Annotated in this window: 21 protein-coding genes; 13 read left to right on the top strand and 8 right to left on the bottom strand. The window is 66.2% G+C overall.

The annotated features are described in order from the left end of the window. Window positions 1–35 precede the first annotated feature (35 nt). The 10 genes from PMI42_RS03710 (at window position 36) to PMI42_RS03670 (ending at window position 6,442) form a co-directional block, all read left to right on the top strand. Window positions 36–971 (top strand): SurA N-terminal domain-containing protein, encoded by a 936-nt coding sequence (locus PMI42_RS03710; RefSeq protein ID WP_008130719.1) that lies wholly within the window; start codon window positions 36–38, stop codon window positions 969–971. Further along, the gene (gene pdxA, locus PMI42_RS03705) at window positions 971–2,008 is read left to right on the top strand and encodes a 4-hydroxythreonine-4-phosphate dehydrogenase PdxA (RefSeq protein WP_008130718.1); all 1,038 of its coding nucleotides are present in this window, start codon (window positions 971–973) and stop codon (window positions 2,006–2,008) included. The genes PMI42_RS03710 and pdxA overlap by 1 nt, the downstream gene beginning before the upstream one ends. Continuing rightward, entirely contained in the window at window positions 2,008–2,865 is an 858-nt protein-coding gene (rsmA, locus tag PMI42_RS03700; protein ID WP_008130717.1) for a 16S rRNA (adenine(1518)-N(6)/adenine(1519)-N(6))-dimethyltransferase RsmA, read from the top strand. Before pdxA ends, rsmA begins: the two co-directional genes overlap by 1 nt. Window positions 2,866–2,887: 22 nt before the next feature. After that, the gene (locus PMI42_RS03695; RefSeq protein ID WP_008130716.1) at window positions 2,888–3,946 is read left to right on the top strand and encodes an alcohol dehydrogenase; all 1,059 of its coding nucleotides are present in this window, start codon (window positions 2,888–2,890) and stop codon (window positions 3,944–3,946) included. Window positions 3,947–4,097: 151 nt separating this feature from the next. After that, window positions 4,098–4,259, top strand: coding sequence for a Flp family type IVb pilin (locus PMI42_RS03690; RefSeq protein ID WP_008130715.1), 162 nt, complete (start codon window positions 4,098–4,100; stop codon window positions 4,257–4,259). 48 nt (window positions 4,260–4,307) lie between these two features. After that, window positions 4,308–4,538, top strand: coding sequence for a hypothetical protein (locus tag PMI42_RS03685; RefSeq protein ID WP_008130714.1), 231 nt, complete (start codon window positions 4,308–4,310; stop codon window positions 4,536–4,538). Window positions 4,539–4,893: 355 nt separating this feature from the next. Next, on the top strand, window positions 4,894–5,613 hold the full coding sequence (locus PMI42_RS03680) for a Crp/Fnr family transcriptional regulator (protein WP_008130713.1): 720 nt from the start codon (window positions 4,894–4,896) through the stop codon (window positions 5,611–5,613). Between the two features lie 62 nt (window positions 5,614–5,675). After that, window positions 5,676–5,891: a DUF6894 family protein gene (locus tag PMI42_RS03675; RefSeq protein ID WP_008130712.1), complete on the top strand. Its 216-nt coding sequence runs from the start codon at window positions 5,676–5,678 to the stop codon at window positions 5,889–5,891. Between the two features lie 97 nt (window positions 5,892–5,988). Next, window positions 5,989–6,165, top strand: a complete 177-nt coding sequence (locus tag PMI42_RS39945) for a hypothetical protein (protein ID WP_008130711.1) — start codon at window positions 5,989–5,991, stop codon at window positions 6,163–6,165. Window positions 6,166–6,220: 55 nt separating this feature from the next. After that, window positions 6,221–6,442 (top strand): hypothetical protein, encoded by a 222-nt coding sequence (locus PMI42_RS03670; protein ID WP_008130710.1) that lies wholly within the window; start codon window positions 6,221–6,223, stop codon window positions 6,440–6,442. 9 nt (window positions 6,443–6,451) lie between these two features. Here PMI42_RS03670 and PMI42_RS03665 read toward each other — a convergent pair whose 3' ends face one another. After that, a complete protein-coding gene (locus tag PMI42_RS03665) occupies window positions 6,452–6,889 on the bottom strand; it encodes a hypothetical protein (RefSeq protein ID WP_157195713.1) in 438 nt (145 codons plus the stop codon). A gap of 585 nt (window positions 6,890–7,474) precedes the next feature. On the opposite strand from PMI42_RS03665, the gene PMI42_RS03660 reads away from it, so the two are divergent. From PMI42_RS03660 to PMI42_RS03650, 3 genes are all read left to right on the top strand, one after another. Beyond that, window positions 7,475–8,824, top strand: a complete 1,350-nt coding sequence (locus tag PMI42_RS03660; RefSeq protein WP_008130708.1) for a caspase family protein — start codon at window positions 7,475–7,477, stop codon at window positions 8,822–8,824. A gap of 27 nt (window positions 8,825–8,851) precedes the next feature. Further along, entirely contained in the window at window positions 8,852–9,346 is a 495-nt protein-coding gene (locus PMI42_RS03655) for a hypothetical protein (RefSeq protein WP_008130706.1), read from the top strand. A 151-nt stretch (window positions 9,347–9,497) separates the two neighbouring features. After that, a complete protein-coding gene (locus PMI42_RS03650) occupies window positions 9,498–10,688 on the top strand; it encodes a hypothetical protein (RefSeq protein WP_008130704.1) in 1,191 nt (396 codons plus the stop codon). Here PMI42_RS03650 and gmk read toward each other — a convergent pair. From gmk to PMI42_RS03615, 7 genes are all read right to left on the bottom strand, one after another. Beyond that, window positions 10,621–11,280 (bottom strand): guanylate kinase, encoded by a 660-nt coding sequence (gmk, locus tag PMI42_RS03645; protein WP_008130703.1) that lies wholly within the window; start codon window positions 11,278–11,280, stop codon window positions 10,621–10,623. The genes PMI42_RS03650 and gmk overlap by 68 nt on opposite strands. Window positions 11,281–11,283: 3 nt before the next feature. Further along, window positions 11,284–12,171 (bottom strand): YicC/YloC family endoribonuclease, encoded by an 888-nt coding sequence (locus PMI42_RS03640; protein WP_008130702.1) that lies wholly within the window; start codon window positions 12,169–12,171, stop codon window positions 11,284–11,286. A gap of 115 nt (window positions 12,172–12,286) precedes the next feature. Beyond that, window positions 12,287–13,555 (bottom strand): endolytic transglycosylase MltG, encoded by a 1,269-nt coding sequence (gene mltG / locus PMI42_RS03635; protein WP_008130701.1) that lies wholly within the window; start codon window positions 13,553–13,555, stop codon window positions 12,287–12,289. A 125-nt stretch (window positions 13,556–13,680) separates the two neighbouring features. After that, the gene (gene fabF, locus PMI42_RS03630) at window positions 13,681–14,946 is read right to left on the bottom strand and encodes a beta-ketoacyl-ACP synthase II (protein ID WP_008130700.1); all 1,266 of its coding nucleotides are present in this window, start codon (window positions 14,944–14,946) and stop codon (window positions 13,681–13,683) included. Window positions 14,947–15,054: 108 nt separating this feature from the next. After that, entirely contained in the window at window positions 15,055–15,294 is a 240-nt protein-coding gene (locus PMI42_RS03625; protein WP_008130699.1) for an acyl carrier protein, read from the bottom strand. A 307-nt stretch (window positions 15,295–15,601) separates the two neighbouring features. Next, window positions 15,602–16,339 (bottom strand): 3-oxoacyl-[acyl-carrier-protein] reductase, encoded by a 738-nt coding sequence (gene fabG / locus PMI42_RS03620; RefSeq protein ID WP_008130698.1) that lies wholly within the window; start codon window positions 16,337–16,339, stop codon window positions 15,602–15,604. A gap of 13 nt (window positions 16,340–16,352) precedes the next feature. Continuing rightward, window positions 16,353–17,007: ACP S-malonyltransferase (locus tag PMI42_RS03615; protein WP_008130697.1), on the bottom strand; the 655-nt coding region annotated here is incomplete at its 5' end.

Below are 17,007 nucleotides of genomic sequence, written 5' to 3'. Positions count from 1 at the left end.
CAGGGCTCATCCCGGCTGACATGCGAGCGACAATCATGACGATCCCATTGCCTGTCTTCCGCCTCCTCCTCGCCGTCGCTGCCGGTCTGGTCCTGACCGGCCTGCCCACGCCCTCGCGCGCGCAGAACATCGTCGTCATGGTCAACGGCGATCCGATCACCGATTTCGACATCGACCAGCGCTCCAAGCTCGACCAGCTGACGACGCAGAAGACCCCGGCCCGGCAGGAGGTCATCAACGAGCTGATCGAAGACAAGATCAAGATGAAGGAAGGCAAGAAGTACGGCGTCGACCCCGGCGTCGCCGACATCAACCAGTCCTACGAGGGCATGGCGCAGCGCATGCGCATCACGCCGGACCAGCTCACCAAATCGCTCGAGACCAAGGGCGTCCGCCCCGAGACGCTGAAAGCCCGCATGAAGTCCGAGATGGTGTGGACCAGCCTCGTGCGCGGCCGCTACAAGGAAAAGTTGATGGTCGGCGAGCGCGACGTCGCGCAGGCCGTGCAGGCCCAGACCGGCGACAAGCTGCAGATCGAGGGCACCGAATACAAGATGCAGCCGATCGTGCTGATCGTTCCGAAGGGATCGTCCCCGGCGTTCCTGGAGACGCGGCACAAGGAAGCCGAGACCTATCGCTCGCGCGTCGGAAGCTGCGAGGAAGCCAATTCGCTGTTCCGCTCGACGCCGAACGCCACCATCCGCGACACCGTCACCAAGACCACCGCGGACCTGCCCGAGGGGCTGCGCAAGGTGCTCGACGACACGCCGATCGGCCATCTCACCGCGCCCGAGGTGACCAAGTCCGGCATCGAGATGGTGGTGCTGTGCTCGCGCAAGCCGACCATGATCGACACGCCGAAGAAGCGCGAGGTCCGCGAGAAGATGTATCAGGAGAAGTACGAGAAGACCCAGAAGGCCTATCTCGAAGAGCTCCGCAAGGCGGCGATGATCGAATATCGCAACCGCTGATGGCCCAATCTTCCATCGAGCCTGGCGCAAAGCCCCTTGCCCTGACGCTCGGAGAGCCCGCCGGCATCGGCCCCGACATCACGATTGCAGCCTGGCTGCGGCGCCGTGAGCTGAACCTGCCCGCCTTCTATCTGCTCGGCGACGAGGCCTTCATCGCCCGCCGCGCCAAGATCATAGCCAGGGCGCTCGGCGACGGGATCAGGATCGCCGCCGTGAGCCCCGGCGAGGCCGCGGCCGCCTTCGCCGACGCGCTGCCCGTGGTCGCAACGGGCGAGAGCGCGACGGCAGAGCCCGGCAAGCCCGACGCCGCGAGCGCGCCGGCCGCCCTCGCCTCGATCCGCCAGGCCGTCGCCGACGTGCGCGCGGGCCGCGCCAGCGCCGTCGTCACCAACCCGATCGCCAAGAGCGTGCTCTACCGCGCCGGCTTCCGTCACCCCGGCCACACCGAATTCCTCGCCGAGCTTGCCGCGGCGGACGGCCGCGTGCCGCAGCCGGTGATGATGCTGTGGTCGCCGCGGCTCGCGGTGGTGCCGGTGACGATCCATGTCTCGCTGCGCGAGGCACTCGGCCAGCTCACCAGCGAGCTCATCGTCTCCACCGTGCGGATCGTCGCGCGCGAGCTGACATCCCGCTTCGGCATCGCAAGGCCGCGCATTGCGGTCTCCGGCCTCAATCCGCATGCCGGCGAGGACGGCTCGCTCGGCCATGAGGAGCAGACGGTGATTGCGCCGGCCCTCAAGACGCTGCGCAGCGACGGCATCGAAACGAGAGGCCCGCTGCCCGCCGACACCATGTTCCACGAAGCGGCGCGCAGCTCCTATGACTGCGCGGTCTGCATGTATCACGACCAGGCGCTGATCCCGATCAAGACGGTCGCCTTCGACGACGCCGTCAACGTCACGCTCGGCCTGCCCTTCATCCGCACCTCGCCCGATCACGGCACGGCCTTCGACATCGCCGGTACGGCCAGGGCGAACCCAGCGAGCCTGATCGCCGCGCTCAAGCTTGCGAGCCGCATGGCGGCTGCAAACAGCTGATGAGCGCGATCGACGACCTCCCGCCGCTGCGCGAGGTCATTCGCCGGCACGATCTGTCGGCCCGCAAATCGCTCGGCCAGAACTTTCTGCTCGACCTCAACCTCACCGCGCGCATCGCCCGCGCGGCCGCGCCGCTGGAAGACTCCACGATCGTCGAGATCGGCCCCGGCCCGGGCGGGCTGACGCGCGCGCTGCTCGCGCTCGGCGCCAAACGCGTCATCGCGATCGAGCACGACGAGCGCGCGATCCCGGCCCTGCAGGATATTTCCGCGCGCTATCCCGGCCGGCTCGAGATCGTGCATGGCGATGCCATGACCTTCGATCCGCGCCCGCTGCTCAATGGCGAACGCGCAAAAATCGTCGCCAACCTGCCCTACAACATCGCGACCCCGCTGCTGATCGGCTGGCTCACCACCGAGCCGTGGCCGCCCTGGTACGACATGATGGTGCTGATGTTCCAGCGCGAGGTCGGCGAGCGCATCGTCGCGCGCGAGGACGAGGAGGCCTATGGCCGCCTCGGCGTGCTCGCCAACTGGCGCTGCGAGACCAAGATCCTGTTCGACATTGCGCCGTCCGCTTTCGTGCCGCCGCCGAAGGTCACCTCCTCCGTCGTGCGCCTGATCCCGCGCGCCGAGCCGCTTGCCTGCGATCGCAGGATGCTCGAGCAGGTGGCGGCCGCCGCCTTCGGCCAGCGCCGCAAGATGCTGCGGCAGAGCCTGAAATCGCTCGGTGTCGATCCTGCACGGCTCGCACAGGCCGCCGGCGTCGACGCGGCGCGGCGCGCGGAGACGATCCCCATTTCAGGCTTTGTTGCCATGGCCCGTGAATTGGCCGATATACGAAAGCAGGCTCAATAACAGGAATTTCGGAGGAAGGAATATGGCGTTGATGCGTCGGCAGTCCCTGGTCAAGTTCGATGCGCCCTTGTGCGAGACCATCGTGGACACGCCCAAGCCGCAAGGACGCGAGGTGCTGGTGCGCATCGAGCGCTGCGGCCTCTGCCATTCCGACCTGCACATCCAGGACGGCTATGCCGATCTCGGCGGCGGCAAGAAGCTCGACACCACGCGCGGCATGACGCTGCCGTTCACGCTCGGCCACGAGATCGCGGGCGTCGTCGACGAAGTCGGCCCCGACGCGCCGGCAAGCCTCGTCGGCGCCAAGAAGGCGGTGTTTCCGTGGATCGGCTGCGGCCAGTGCCGCGACTGCGCCAATGGCGACGAGAACCTCTGCGCCAAGCAGCGCTTCCTCGGCGTTTCCATCGACGGCGGCTTTGCCACCCACGTGCTGGTGCCCGACGCAAAATATCTGCTCGACTACGATCCCCTGCCCGTCAACCAGGCCGCGACGCTGATGTGCTCCGGCGTCACCGCCTATGGCGCGCTCAAGCGCCTGGTCGACCGTCCGCGCCAGCGCAACCTGCTGCTGATCGGTCTCGGCGGTGTCGGCATGATGGGCCTGTCGTTCGCGCAAGCGATGTTCAAGCAGCCGGTCACGGTGGCCGATCTGTCGCCGGCCGCGCGCGAGACCGCGCTGAAGAACGGCGCAGCCTTCGCCTACGATCCGTCCGAGCCCGACGTGATCAAGCGCATCCTGAAAGAGACCGAAGGCGGCTTCGACGAGGTGGTCGATTTCGCCGGCAACGAGAAGTCGATGGCATTTGCGGTCGCCGTTGCCGCGCGCGGCGGCAAGGTCGTGGTCTCCGGCCTGATGGGCGGCCAGTTCACGCTGCCGATGGTGCAATGGGTCTACAAGCGCCTCACCGTCGAAGGTTTCATGGTCGGCACGCTCGCGGAAGGCCAGGAACTGATGGCGCTCGCCCGCGCCGGCAAGATCAAGCCGACGCCGATGCGCGAGGAGCCGATGGGCGACGTGCAGAAATTGATCGACGAATTGCGCGCCGGCAAGGTCGTCGGCCGCATCGTGCTGAAGAACTGAGATTGGCGCGGCGACGCCACGCGCCTCGCCGCCCGCTTTCACCGGCGTAATTAACCCGGAATTGACGCAAGGCCCGGTTCCACATAGGGGAACCGGAGCGCCGCGGACTATAGATCGTACCAGCTTTTCTCTTTGGAATTCTGGTGAGACCATGCAGACCATCCGCCGCTTTCTGGCCGACGAATCCGGCGCCACCGCGATCGAGTACGGTCTGATCGCCGCCGGCATTGCGCTTGCGATCATCGCCGTGGTCAACAACCTCGGCACGACGCTGAAGCTGAAATTCGGCTCGATCAGCTCCTCGCTGAAGTAGCGACACGCGCAAACCGGAACGTCGGCGCGCGGCCTGCGTTGGCTGCGCATGTCCATTCGCTGCACCGTCGAGAGCGCATTCTTCATCGCCTGGAATTTCCTGGAAAGAACCGGCGAGCTCGGGCCTCCGGACGAGACCGCGAACCTTCTCCTCGACGCCATCGAAGCCCAGCTCAGGCGTGGCGAAAGGCGGCAGTTGATGCTGGCCAACAAGGCGATCGACGCCTGGCGCTTACACGCGGCGAAAGGCCGGCCGTCGCCGAAAGCCCATGTCGGGTGAGGGTCGGGTGATGCGCGGCGATGCCCTCGGAGCCGCCGGCCCGGCGGCGTTCGGACAGGTATGGGCCGGCGGTCGTCGGGCGAAGCGCACGGGGTACGGCGCTTGCGCAGCCAAGGACGCTACGCCAATCCACAAGCTCCTTATGTTCACTCCTGAACAGAGCCGGCGAAGATAAGTCGCGCAGTCCGGCCGCCGCCGCTCCCCGCATTCCGAAATTCCGCAAGAGGCGCGGCGGACTTTTCAACGCGCGGACATTCCTTGTGTGCACTTTGGAACCGTCGGTTCCGCTGCGGAAACGTAGGGTTCTGGCCGGTGCCGATTCCCGGCCAAGACCAAGCGACAAGAGAACAACGACGTGACCGGTCGGCCCCAGAACGATCTGCTCCGGCAGCTTTCCCCGCATGACTTCGAACTGATCGCGCCTCACCTCCAGCCGGTCGACCTCGCAGCGAGCCACATCCTGCACCACGCCGGCGACGCGGTGACGGCGGTGCATTTTCCCTGCGGCTCCGCGCTGGTGTCGTTCGCCGTCCCGGTCGAGGATGATCGCGAGGTCGAAAGCCTGCTGGTGGGCCGCGAGGGTGCGGTCGGCGTTGCCGCCGGCCGCGGCCCCTCGCTCGCCTATTCGCGCATCGTCGTGAAGCTGGGCGGCCCCCTGGTCCGACTGCCGCTCCGCGCGCTCGAGCAGGCGCAGCAGCGGTCGGCGACGCTCCAGGAGCTCCTGTCGCGCTATGCCGAATGCCAGTTCGCGCAATTGCTCCAGACCGCGGCCTGCAATGCCACCCATTCGATCGAGCAGCGCGCCGCCAAGTGGATCGTCTCGGTGCACGAGCACATCGGCGAGGCCGAGATCCCTCTCACCCACGAGCAGCTCGCAGGCATGCTCGGTGTCTCCCGCAGCTATGCCAGCCGCGTCATCCAGATGTTCAAGGCCAGGCGCATCCTGGCGACCCGCCGCGGCGCCATCTTGATCCTCGATGCAGCGGCGCTTCGCGCCAGGGCCTGCGCCTGCAACGAGGCGGTCAGGAAGCATTTCGGCGAGGTGCTGGACGGCGCCGCATCGGCCGATACCTAGCCTGTTGCAGCAGACGCCGCGCAGTCCGCGGAACGTTTTGCCTGCACACGGCATTGCCGGACATGCCGCGTTACTTTTTTCATTTCGAGGGGCAACAACCCCACACCGACACGACAGGCGAAGTGCTTGCCAGCGACGCCGCCGCCTGGCGCGAAGCGGTCAGGCTTTCCCGCGACGTCGAGCACGCGCTTCGTCCCGGCGACAGCTGGACGCTCGGCGTGTACGAGGGCGACGAGCCGGTGTTCGTGCTGGCGATGGTGACGCGGCGGTTTCGCTGAGGGCTCGATCACTTCGGACTTGACGTTGGAACGTCACGCGGCTCCCGCGCGTTTGTCTCGTGTCAGCCAGCGGGGGATCGAAACAGGAGACACGAACGTGGTCAATCTCGGCAAGTGGTACGATCCCATCTCCGAACGCTGGATTGCGCCGCGCGCCCCCCGCCTTCAGACAGCCCCCTGCCATGCGACCGAGAACCATATCCTCGAACTCGAGAAGACGATCGAGGTCCAGCGGATCTGGCGCGCATTGGTCGATTGCTGCGCACGCAACTGATCACCGCGGGTATCGGCGAAGGAACCCGCCGCGGGCCGCGTCGTTGTAACCCTGCATGAACGATTCCGCATCACCCGCAAAGCCGGTCGCAACCGCGATACGCTATCTGTCGATCGTCGTCGGCTGCGCCTGCCTGCTGCTCGCTGCCATCTGCGTCGCCATCGCCTGCCAGGTCTTCATTGAGACCGGTGTGTTGGCGCAATCCTATGCGATGGTGGCACTGATCAGTGGTGCGCTGGGACTTCTGGCGCTGACGCTCGCGCGGATGTGGAAGTAGGCTTTCGGCTCATTTCGGCGAGACAGGCCGGACGATCGACTTGATCTCGACCCAGCCAAAGGCCCCATGCCCCCTGATGGTCCCCTTGATCTCGCACCGATCCCCCACTTTGCAGACGTTCAATACGCGGCCTCTGTCCTTGTCATCGATGTCGGCGTCACACCATGTCAGCATCGCCTGATCCGGCGTCAGCTTCAAGACGCCCTGCTCCTCGGCCAGGACACCGCGGCAAGTGAACCGATTGTCCCCGGGCCAGACAAATTTCGGGTCTGACTTGCTTGTCGCTGCCAACACTACGCCTGTGCCGAGACAGGTCGCGAACAATCCGCTCACAGCGAGCATTGCGACCCGGTTCATCAGTTGTTTTCCTTCCACTGAAGCGCGTCGGCTGCTGTTGCCGGCTGTCCCGTAGAGCGACGCAAAGCCCTCCTCGTGACGATCACGCAAGGCGATGGTTTTCGCAAGAGCTCACAATGCTTTCATCATTCCGGCACGCGGGCGCGGGCGGGCAACCGTGAGTCTTATGCGACACATTGCGGTTACAGCGGGCTCGTCGGGCGTTGGAGGTGAGCACACGCAAGCCTCTGATAAAACCATCCGCGCAGGGAAGGCCGGGCGACCGGCATCAACTGTGGTCCACCCCGTGTGCATTTTTCGTAGCGCACGGATCTCGGGTGCCGCCGGTGCCCGGCCTTCCCTGCGCCCTTTGGCCTCCATCGGGCGGCGAACGACAGCAAGGCTCGGGCGGAATGCGCCGCGGGGTCGCTACCGCGCGTTCGCAATCTGGACTGAATGACCGGTCACCCTGAGGCGCTCGCCTCTTCGGCGAGCCTCGAAGGGCGACGGCCCGGCTGCATCTCGGGCCTCCATCCTTCGAGGCTCCCCACGCGTCGCATTGCGACGCATGGCTCGCGCCGCAGGATGACGGGATTGGCAGCAGGCTCTGGCCGCCTGCGCGGCCGCCTTCTGTCGCACCGCTTTTCGCGGGCGCGCCGGACTGTTAGACTGGTGCCATTGTTTTGGGGAATTTTCATGCGCGCGAGATTTTTCAATCGCGTCCTGGTGCCGGCAGCACTGATCGCGGCCGCGCTCGCCGTCGTGACGCAGCCTGCTGCGGCCGAGAAGCGCATTGCGCTGGTGGTCGGCAACTCCGCCTACAAGAACATCACGCCGCTGGACAACCCGTCCAAGGACGCAAGCCTGATGGCGGAGACGCTTGGGGCGCTCGGCTTCACGCTGGTCGGCGGACGCGCCCAGCTCGATCTCGACAAGAGCGCGATGGACCTCGCGGTGCAGAGCTTCGGCCGGCAGGTGCAGGGCGCCGACGTCGCGCTGTTCTATTATGCCGGCCACGGCGTGCAGGTCGCCGGCTCCAACTATCTCGTGCCGGTCGGCGCCAATCCGACGCGCGAGGCCGACGTCGATTTCCAGATGACCGACGTCAACCTCGTGCTGCGCCAGATGCAGGGCTCCGGCACGCGGCTCAACCTCGTGATCCTCGATGCCTGCCGCAACAATCCGTTTGGCTCACGTGGCCTGCGATCGTCCGATGGCGGTCTTGCGCAGATGCGCGCGCCCGAGGGCACGCTGATCTCCTATGCGACGCAGCCCGGCAATGTCGCGCAGGACGGCAGCGACGGCCACAGCCCCTACACCAAGGCGCTGGCGACGACGGTCCGCACCGCCGGCCTCGACGTGTTCCAGACCTTCAACCAGGTCGGCCTCGCCGTGAAGCGCGCCACGTCGGGCGCGCAGCAGCCCTGGGTGTCATCCTCGCCGATCGACGGCACCTTCTACTTCGTGCCGCCGTCGCAAAGCCCGCCACCGCCACAGGTCGCGGCGATGCAGCCTGATCCCTTGCCCGCCGATCGCCTGCGCGCCGATCCCGACCGTGCGCCCTTGCGCGATGCTGCATTGCTGAGCGAACTCAGCGAGCGGCTCTACGAGCTCAATTTCGATCCTGACACCCCTGATGGACTGACCCGCGCGATCACAAAGCTCCAGCAGCGGATTTCGATGGCGCCGACCGGCGAAGCCACCGAGGGACTGCTGCTGCGGATGCGCAAGATGGACGATCTGAAGCCCTGGGGCTCGATCGTCTACGGCCCCGACAGCAGCAAATGGGGGATCTCGTGGAACCACGCCTCGCGGCGCGCAGCGGTGGCGGATGCGCGCGGCAATTGCGCCGGCGCCAAATGTCCAGTCGAGCTGTCCTTCTACGGCAAGAGCTGCGGCGCGTTCGCGATCTCGGACAAATCCTGGTCGCTGGTCCAGCGCGAGGGCGTGCAGCGGGCGAAGAACGCCGCGCTTGACGAATGCGGCAAGGCTGGCAAAGCTTGCCGCATTATCGGGTCCGTCTGTGCCGACGGCTCCGGCCGCTGAGATTTTTTCATTTTGGATTATTCGCTCATGTCCAATGCCCGCACGGTTGCCCTCGCCCTCTCTCTCACCATCGCCCTCGCCTCATCGTCCGCCCTGGCGCAATCCGGCAGCGCCGGCGGCTCGATCGGCAATGACGAGAAATCGCTGTCGGGCTCGCGATCGGACCGCTCGGCAGAGCCTGCGCCCTCCGCGCGCCGGAGCAAGCCTGCAGCTGAAGAGCCGCGCTCCTCGTCGCGGCGCGGCGGCGGTGGTGGCGGCGGCGGAGGTAGCTTCGATGGTGCCTGGGTGGTGGTCAGTGTCGGCTGCGGCGGCTCGACCTCCGGCGCGGTCGTGGTGAGCTCGGGCCGGGTCATCGGCCAGGGCGTCAGCGGCAGCGTCAGCGCGAACGGGGCGGTCCATACCGCCGGATCGGGCGATGGCACGACCTTCACCGGTGCCGGCCGGCTCTCGGGCCGCAGCGGTTCCGGAACCTGGCGCCGCTCCGATGGCTGCGGCGGAACCTGGACCTCGACCAAGCAATAACGGTCGAAAAAGCCTGATTTCGCGGCGGAAAGACCGCGCCGCAGGCCCAATTCAGGCCACATCCTCTCCGGATTTGCGGCTCATTGCCACCCAAGTCTTTGATGACAAAGGGCCGGTAAAGAGTTGCGTCATGCGTAACCGGGAGACCAGGATGGGCAACCGCACCGCAAAGTTCATATCCGCGCTTGTCGGCAGCATCATTGCCGGCGTGCCGCTCGCCGCCGTGTCGCAGAACGCGCCGGCCGCGCCGAACACCGCCAGTGCGGCGAGCGACTGCCTCGCCTCGCCGAAGGGCACCGCGCCGCAGGGCCAGCACTGGTTCTATCGCCTCGATCGCGCGACCAAGCGGCAATGCTGGTATCTGCGCGCCGAAGGCGCCAAGGCGACGCAAAGCGCACAGGCGACGGCCGACACGCAAAATGCGGAGTCAGCCGCACCGCCGTCGGTGCAGAACGCGCGTGCCGAATATATCGCGCCGCAGCCGAGTGCCGCGCCGAACATGACGGCGCCGGCACCGGTCGCAGCGAACAGGCCGCCGGCCACGCCGCCGGTCGCGAGCACCGTCCCCGATAGTGGCGCAGAACAGCCCGCCGTCACCGCGCGCTGGCCCGATGCCTTCGCGACGGCCCCTGCCCCGGCGCCTGTCGCAGTGGCCGCGAAGCCGGCGAAGCCCGCAGCTCCGGTGGCGCTCGCCGCAGCCGACAGCAGCGCCGACAAGCCGACGGGCTCGCTCCAGATGCTCCTGCTCGCCATCGGCGGCGCCCTCGCGCTCGCCGGCATCCTCGCCAGTGTCGTCTACCGCTTCGCCGGCGGACGCGTTCGCGTCCAGGCGAACGACCACCGCCGCGTCAACTGGGACGATTTCGAGCCGCACGATCTCGATGACGACCGCGCGCCCTGGCTCAACGCCACGTCCGCAGACGCACCACGCGCGCCGCAGCCGCACCCAATCGATTTCGATGCCGCGCGCCCGCAGACGACGCGGCCGCAGCAGGCTCCGCAACTCGCCGCATTCAGCAGCGAGATTGCCGAGATCGCGGCACAATACCGTTCCGCTCACGACGAGGTCACTGCCGACCTCGACGAGGCCGACATCTTCAACGGAGAGTTCGAGATCGAAGCCGCTGCGCCTCAGCTCGTGGCGAACGAGGCTCGCGACGATGGCGATGAAGCGGATCAAGCGCCGGCCGGACGCGACGAGGACGCGGTCGACATCGACGTCATCACGTCGATGCTGGAACGGCTGGCGCAGGAAGGACCGAGGCTGTCGCAGCCTAGCCCTGAAGCTGGCCTTGCAGATTTCGCACGAAGCCAACGAGGCCAGTCCGCCGCTCGCGCTTGAGCCGTTCGGCCTTGAGGATCGACTGCACCTCGGCAAAGGCTTCATCGACGTCGTGGTTGATGACGATGTAGTCGTACTCGGCCCAGTGGCTCATCTCGTGGCTGGCGCGGCTCATGCGCTTGCGGATCACCTCGTCGGAATCCTGCGCGCGCGAGTGCAGGCGCTTTTCGAGATCGGCGGCGGAAGGCGGCAGGATGAATACGCTGACGACGTCCGCACGCGCTTTTTCGCGCAATTGCTGCGTACCCTGCCAGTCGATGTCGAACAGCACGTCCTGCCCGGCCGACAGCGCCGCCTCGACCGGCGCGCGCGGCGTGCCGTAGCTGTTGTCGAATACGGTGGCCCATTCCAGCAGGTCGTCGCCCTTCACCATCGCCTCGAAGCGCGGCTTGTCGACGAACAGATAGTCGCGCCCGTCGACCTCGCCGGGGCGCATCGGCCGCGTGGTCGCCGAGACCGACATTCGCAAGCCCGGCATGCGATCGATCAGGAGACGCGACAGCGTCGTCTTGCCCGCGCCCGAGGGCGAGGACAGCACGAACATCAATCCGCGCCGCTCGACACCGTCAGTAACGTGACCGGCAGTCGTCATCGATCACTCCAGATTCTGGACCTGCTCGCGAAATTGCTCGACCACGTTCTTCATGGCCAGCCCCGTATTGGTGAGCTCGATATCGTTCGACTTCGAGCAGCAGGTGTTGACCTCGCGGTGAAACTCCTGCGCCAGGAAGTCGAGCTTGCGGCCGATCGGGCCGCCCTTGCCGATCAGCTCGCGGGCCTGCGCGATGTGGGAGGCGATGCGGTCGAGCTCCTCGCGGATGTCGGCCCTGGTGGCGATCAGGATCGCCTCCTGCATCAGGCGGTCGGAATCGAAACGGTCGGAGGTGTCGAGCAGCGCAGCGATCTGCTCGGCAAGCCTGGCCTTGATCGCCTCCGGCTTGCGGCCGGGCGCGGCTTCCGCCTTCTTCGCCAGTTGCTCGACCTCGTCCACCCGCAGGGTCAGGATCTGGGCGAGCGAGGTCCCCTCACGCTTGCGCATCGCGACGAGCTCGTCGAGCGCCTTGTCAAAGGCTTCGGCCACGGCGGCGCGCGCGGCCTTGTCCTCCTCCTCGTCGCCCTCGGGCTCGGCGACCTCGATGACGCCCTTGATGGCCAGCAGGCCGTCGACGCTCGGCGCGACCGCATCGACCTTGCCGGCGATCACCGAGGCCGCCTTCAGGACCGCGTTGAGCACGTCCTCGTTGACGCGGACCGAGGCTGCCGCATTGGCGCGCTTGACGGTGAGATTGGCGTAGACGGTGCCGCGCGAGAGCAGCTCGCCCGCGCGCTTCTTGGCATGGGCCTCGAGCTCGTCGAATCCCTGCGGCAGCCGCACCCTGAGGTCGAAGCCCTTGGCGTTGACGGACTTCAATTCCCATTCGAACGTATACGGCCCGCTCGCGCCGTGGCTTCGAGCAAAGCCGGTCATGGACGACAGCGCCATCAGTTCAGATTCTCCAGGAACACGGGATTCGCGAGGCCATCGGGCCGCACGAATCTTAAGACTATTTTGCAGGAAAGTGGAATCCGCAAAGTTCCCCGGGCAAGGTCCCGCGGGATCAGCGCTGGATCACCGGCGGCGAGGGTTGCACCGCGCCCTGCCGGGCCGGAGCGGGATTGGCCGGGCGTGCCGCCGGCGGCTTTTTCTGCTGGTTCGGCTTCGGCGTGGTCGCGGTCGGCGTGTCGGCGGCGGGTGCAGCGGCCGCCGGCGGCGGCGCATCCTCGGCCGGCTCGACCGTGTCGTTCTGGATCTGCTTTTCCATCGCGCGCAGCTTGGCGACGTTCTTCTGGTGCGCGTCGTAGGTCTCGGTGAAGGCGTGCCCGCCGGTGCCGTCGGCGACGAAATAGAGGTCGCGGGTGCGGGCCGGATTGGCGGCGGCTTCCAGCGAGGCGCGGCCCGGATTGGAGATCGGGCCCGGCGGCAGGCCCTCGATCACGTAAGTGTTGTAGGGCGAAGGCTGCGTGATCTCGCTGCGCTTGATCGGGCGGCCCAGGGTGCCCTTGCCGCCGACGAGACCGTAGATGATGGTCGGATCAGACTGCAGCTTGATCCTCTGCTTGAGGCGGTTGGTGAACACGGCGGCGACGCGGCTGCGCTCGTCAGGCTTGCCGGTTTCCTTCTCGACGATCGAGGCCAGCGTCACCAGTTGCTCCGGAGACTTGACCGGAATGTCCGCGTTGCGACGCTCCCAGATCTCGGCCAGCACGCGCTTGTGCGCCTGCTGCATGCGCTGGATCACCTGATCGCGCGGAGTGCCGCGCGGGAACTTGTAGGTCTCCGGCAGCAGCGTGCCCTCGCGCGGCAGCTCGCGCACGCTGCCGGTGAAGATGTCATTGTCGGAGAGCCGCGCCACGATCTGCTCGGAGGTCAGGCCTTCCGGAATGGTGACGGAATGCTGCACCACCTTGCCCTCGACGATGGTGGCGATCACGTCACGCAAGGACGCATTCTTCTGGAACGAATATTCGCCCGGCTTCAGGTCCGAACTTGCCTTCAGCGCGGCGACGCTGGCGATGAAAACCCACGGATTGACGTCGGTGACGCCTTCCCGGTTCAGCGTCTCGGCGATGTCGCGTTTGCCGGCACGCTGCGGGATGTTGACGATCTTGTCGTCCTTCAGCGGCCCCGGCGCCTCGAGCACCTGCCGGCCGTAATAATAGACGCCGCCGGCGCCGAGCATGGCGACCAGCAGAAGCGTGATGATGGCGTTGCCCACGATCACGAACGGATTGCGCGCCCGGTCCGATCGCTTCGGCGGCGGCGGGACCTGCTCGGGCTCAAGCGCTGCCCGCGGACTCCGGGGCGAAATGGGCGGCCTTTCACTCATCGATGCAACCTGAATCCTGCCGGTTCAATCGCGGCCTGACAATCATTTGCCGAGCCAAATGTACGCGCCCACGTCCATGACTATCGCCGAATGCGGCAAAACGGTGGATTCGTCGCAACCACAAACTAATTGACCAGACGCCGGACGATCACCGACGCATTGGTACCGCCAAAACCGAAAGAATTCGACAACGCGACGTTGACCTCCCGCTGCTTCGCCCGATGCGGCACGAGATCGATCGCAGTCTCGACCGACGGATTGTCCAGATTGATGGTCGGCGGCACGACATTATCGCGAATCGCGAGAATGGCGAAGATCGCCTCGATCGCACCGGCCGCGCCAAGGAGATGGCCGGTCGACGATTTGGTCGAGGACATCGCGACCTTGGAAGCGGCGTTGCCGAGCAGGCGCTCGACGGCGCCGAGCTCGATCTCGTCGCCGAGCGGTGTCGAGGTGCCGTGCGCGTTGATGTAGTCGAGATCGGATGCCGTGAGGCCGGCGCGCTTGAGCGCCGCCGACATGCTGCGGAAACCGCCATCGCCATCGGGCGACGGCGACGTAATGTGATAGGCATCACCCGAAAGACCGTAGCCGATCACCTCGGCATAGATCCTGGCGCCGCGACGCCGGGCATGCTCGAGCTCCTCGAGCACCAGGACACCGGCGCCCTCGCCCATCACGAAACCATCGCGGTCCTTGTCGTAGGGACGCGAGGCCTTTTCGGGCGTGTCGTTGAAGCCGGTCGAGAGCGCGCGCGCGGCATTGAAGCCGGCAATGCCGATGCGACTGATCGGAGATTCCGCGCCACCGGCAACCATGACGTCGGCATCGCCGAGCGCGATCAGGCGGGCGGCGTCGCCGACCGCATGCGCGCCGGTCGAGCACGCCGTGACCACCGAATGGTTCGGGCCCTTGAGCCCGTGCTTGATCGACACATAGCCGGAGGCCAGATTGATCAGGCGGCCGGGAATGAAGAACGGCGAGACCTTGCGGGGCCCGCGCTCCTTGAGCAGGATCGCGGTCTCGGCGATGCCGCTGAGGCCGCCGATGCCGGACCCGATCATGGTGCCGGTGGCACACTTGTCCTCCTCGGTCTCGGGATGCCAGTTGGCATCGTCGAGCGCCTGGCCGGCTGCGGCCATGCCGAAGATGATGAAGTCGTCGACCTTGCGCTGGTCCTTCGGCTCCATCCACTTGTCGGGATTGAAGGTGTCGTTGCTGCCGTCGCCGCGCACGACGGTGCAGGCGTATTTGGTCTGAAGATCGGAGACATCGAAGCTCTCGATCCTGCGCGCACCGCTTTCGCCGTTGAGGATGCGTTTCCAGGTCGGTTCGACGCCGCAGCCGAGTGGCGACACCATGCCGAGACCAGTGACGACAACCCGCCTCATATCCGAAAACTCCGCATCGAAAGATTCACGGCCAATAACAAGAAACCGGCTGACCGCTGGTCAGCGGCCCGTCCGGTTTCAATGTTGTCCCCGCGAAAAAGAAGAGCCTTAGCTCTTCGCGTTCTTCTCGAGAAACTTCGTGGCGTCGCCGACGGTGAGAATCGTCTCCGCGGCGTCGTCCGGAATCTCGCACCCGAATTCTTCTTCGAACGCCATCACCAGTTCGACGGTGTCCAGACTGTCGGCGCCGAGGTCATCGATGAAGCTCGCTGCGTCGACAACCTTCTCGGGTTCAACACCAAGGTGTTCGACCACGATCTTCTTAACCCGCTCGCCAATGTCACTCATTGCATAACCTCGTGTTGTTCCCTGTAGACCCGACCCCCCGGGACGATACGAGCCGTCGTGGTCGTTGACTGCCTTCGCTTACGAACTTTGATTGGCCCCATCCTAACCGATGCAGGCCCGGCGAGACGGCCAAGGCTCCGCATCGCCAATATACAGGGTTTCAAAAACCTGCAATGGCGTTCTTTGCCCATCCGTTGGAGGTCCGGTTATCATACTTCAACTGCCTTGACTACAAGCCTCATTTCGCTCCGGAAACGGCCGTTTGCCGCATCCGGCACCGCCCATGTGGGCAGTGCGGAACGAAACGTCAGATCATGGCCATGCCGCCATTGACGTGGATGGTTTGACCGGTGACGTAGGCCGCTTCGTTCGAACTCAGATAGACCGCAGCAGCCGCAATGTCCTCGGGCGTCCCCAGCCGGGCGGCCGGAACCTTGGCCAGAATCGTCTCACGCTGCTTGTCGTTGAGCGCATCGGTCATCGGCGTCTTGATGAAGCCGGGCGCGATGCAGTTCGCGGTGACACCGCGCTTGGCGTATTCGGCGCCCAGCGTCTTGATCATGCCGATCAGGCCGGCCTTCGAGGCGGTGTAATTGCCCTGACCGGGATTGCCGGTGACGCCGACGATCGAGGTGATGGCGATGATGCGGCCGAAGCGCTTGCGCATCATCAATTTGGTGGCGGCGCGCGCGAGGCGGAAGGTCGAGGTCAGATTGATGTTGATGACCTCTTCCCAGTCCTCATCGCGAAGCTGGACGAAGAGATTGTCGCGGGTGATGCCGGCATTGGCGACGAGGATGTCGACCTGGCCCATCGCGGCTTCCGCCGCGGGCACCAGCGCCTCGACCTCGTCGGCCTTGGAGAGATTGCAGGGCAGCACATGGGTGCGCTCGCCGAGCTTGCCGGCAAGCTCGTCCAGCACTTCCTTGCGCGTCCCCGAGATCGCGACGGTGGCGCCTTGCGCGTGCAGCGCCTGTGCGATCGCGCTGCCGATGCCGCCGGTCGCACCGGTGACGAGCGCCTTTTTGCCAGTGAGGTCGAACATGAAAAAAACTCCTCTAGGCCTGCTTCGCAGCGGCCAATGCATCCTTGGCGGCGGCAATATCGTTCGGGCCGCCGACTGAAACGCCGATCGCGCCATCCGCGATGCGCTTGACGAGACCGGTCAGCACCTTGCCGGCGCCGATCTCGAAGAAGCGGGTGACGCCCTGCCCCGCCATATAGGCAACCGACTCGCGCCAACGCACGGTGCCGGTGACCTGCTCGACCAGGCGGCGGCGGATCTCGTCGGGGTCGGTGATGGCGCTTGCGAGCACGTTCGACACCAGGGGCGCCGCCGGCGCCTTGATCGTGACCTTCGACAGCGCCTCGGCCATGGCATCGGCCGCCGGCTGCATCAGCTTGCAATGGAACGGCGCGGACACCGGCAGCAACATTGCGCGCTTGGCGCCCTTGGTCTTGGCGATCTCGACGGCGCGATCGACCGCGGCCTTGTCGCCGGAGACGACCACCTGCCCGCCGCCATTGTCATTGGCGGCCTGGCAGATCTGGCCCTGAGCCGCCTCGCTTGCGACCTCCATGGCGGCCTCGTAATCGAGGCCAAGCAGCGCCGCCATGGCGCCGGCGCCGACCGGCACGGCTTTTTGCATTGCGAGACCGCGGGTCCGGAGCAGCCGCGCGGTATCGGACACGGTCAGGCTGCCGGCGGCAGCC

It is taken from the genome of Bradyrhizobium sp. YR681, assembly GCF_000282615.1.
Taxonomy (GTDB): Bacteria; Pseudomonadota; Alphaproteobacteria; order Rhizobiales; family Xanthobacteraceae; genus Bradyrhizobium.
The sequence above is the reverse complement of the archived record's forward strand: the minus strand, read 5'-3'. Positions and strand labels throughout refer to the sequence as shown.